This window comes from Solibacillus palustris, from assembly GCF_022549215.1.
GTDB lineage: Bacteria > Bacillota > Bacilli > Bacillales_A > Planococcaceae > Solibacillus > Solibacillus daqui.
In genome coordinates this window covers 1-1,489 of sequence record NZ_JAKZFC010000028.1, presented here as the reverse complement: position 1 = coordinate 1,489, position 1,489 = coordinate 1, and the positions used below count along the sequence as shown (strand labels likewise).

Below are 1,489 nucleotides of genomic sequence, written 5' to 3'. Positions count from 1 at the left end.
AATTTTTATCTTTTTCAAATTTAATTTAGAAACCTAGTGTATTTTACTCCTACGATAAAATTACTATATCATAGCCATTCCTTATTAATGTTAATAATTGATCTAGTCTATAAATTTTATAATGGTCAGCAAATTTTAATGTGGTAAAATACTTTTACTAATATTATTTTAGGGAGGACTGAAAATGAAGTTTTCAATGAAGTATATTATTCTTTATGTTAATGATTTTGATAAAGCAATGAAGTTTTATAATAATGTCTTAAAATTACCTATTAAAATGCAGCAAGATACATATGTTGAATTTGACACAGGTAACACTATTCTTGCAATTAATACTCGTAAATCCGTTATAGAAATTACAGGGTTAAACATACCCGTGTCAGCTTTTACTACACAAACCTTTGAAGTTGGCTTTGTTGTAGAAAACGTACAATCTACTATTAATGAATTAAAACAACAGGGTGTCATAATTATAAAAGAACCTATTATAAAACCTTGGGGACAAACCGTAGCATATATCGCAGATCCAGACGGTCATTTCATTGAGATTTGTTCAGAAATCTGACATTTACTATTACAAAATTTAATACTGAAACAAACTATTCGATATTAAAGTTTGTTTCAGTACCTTTACTAGCAATCTCCCACAAAATTAAACTTTTTATTTAAAGTAATTAAAAATTTCTTCTCTCCTAAAAAAAACATTCAAAGATAATTCAAAAAAGTTAAGTACGCTTAATATAAAAAATCACTTAACTTCAACTAAGAAATTATAACTTGAACTTCCTTTTTTCCAATGTGCAGAAACACTATAAACATAAATACCTTTTTCTTTTGATACTAAATACGTATTATCTTTTAACAAGACATCCTCTAATTCATCATTATCCATCCATACGCTCAAATACAAAGAATTTTCATGAGGCTCACGATTAAATTCTATTTTTAATTTAGCACCAGGCGATACAACAACAGGTTTTAGTTTCTTATGTAGTATCATATCTGGTGGAGAAATCTTATCAACGCACTGCCCATAAATAAGCCCACCCCAACAATAAGATCCTTGTATTACTTCTACTTTCTTATTTTCAATAGTTATGCTTGGTTTAGGTGGTTTGAAATTAATGACAAAATAAAAACCAACTACTATTACAATAATAGCTAATAAAATATTTAGTACTCTTTTCATACACTTTCCCCCTTGCTTTTCTAAGGACGCCTGTCTGAATCTCTTCCTAAATTATCGATTTTATTTAAAGGATTACAGGTGTACAAAATTCCAAATCTTCCTGCAATACTTAATAATAATAATTAAATTATGTCCTTAATCAATTTCCTTAAAATTTATCAAATCAATTTATTCGTAATGGTCCACTCATCCATTAATTAATCTACTTAATCACCCATTATATTAGTTAAGTCATCCTAATGTGTATAAATTTCGATTTAATTATAACTAAAATGCGTTTTAATGTTTAAAAGAAAACAC

Annotated in this window: 2 protein-coding genes; one reads left to right on the top strand and one right to left on the bottom strand. The window is 27.3% G+C overall.

Translation table 11 applies throughout. From position 1 onward, the window contains the following. The first annotated feature begins 184 nt into the window (after positions 1-184). Positions 185-565 (top strand): VOC family protein, encoded by a 381-nt coding sequence (locus tag LZ480_RS19605; protein ID WP_241371224.1) that lies wholly within the window; start codon positions 185-187, stop codon positions 563-565. Positions 566-748: 183 nt separating this feature from the next. Here LZ480_RS19605 and LZ480_RS19600 read toward each other — a convergent pair whose 3' ends face one another. Further along, a complete protein-coding gene (locus tag LZ480_RS19600; RefSeq protein WP_241371223.1) occupies positions 749-1,189 on the bottom strand; it encodes a hypothetical protein in 441 nt (146 codons plus the stop codon). Between the last annotated feature and the right edge of the window lie 300 nt (positions 1,190-1,489).

Coding starts and splice junctions, on each gene's coding strand:
- LZ480_RS19605 (WP_241371224.1), top strand. CDS start 185: ATGAAGTTTTCAATGAAGTATATTATTCTTTATGTTAATGATTTTGAT.
- LZ480_RS19600 (WP_241371223.1), bottom strand. CDS start 1,189: ATGAAAAGAGTACTAAATATTTTATTAGCTATTATTGTAATAGTAGTT.